1 protein-coding gene is annotated in these 212 nt (G+C 34.9%); it reads left to right on the top strand.

Features of this window, described 5'->3' with window-relative positions:
* A partial coding sequence (locus M901_RS06795; RefSeq protein ID WP_034721038.1) for a DNA polymerase domain-containing protein occupies positions 1–212 on the top strand: 212 nt, incomplete at both ends.

Here is a 212-nt window from a genome sequence, read left to right as displayed (position 1 = left end):
AAAGGCTTTGTTGCTGGAAATATTCTGGATATTCAAAAAGATGCTTCTAGTCTTGGTGGCTATGTCATGGAAGGCCTTAAAGGTTTACATGAGCATGTTGTTGTTCTGGATTTTAAAAGTCTGTATCCAACAATCATTCAAACCTTTAAAATAGATCCTTACTCACGCTTAAGGGGTGATGTAAATTCTTTAACAACAGTTAATGGAGTTAA

This window comes from Bacteriovorax sp. DB6_IX (genome assembly GCF_000447775.1).
Lineage (GTDB): Bacteria > Bdellovibrionota > Bacteriovoracia > Bacteriovoracales > Bacteriovoracaceae > Halobacteriovorax_A.
This window is presented reverse-complemented; position numbering and strand designations above follow the sequence as displayed.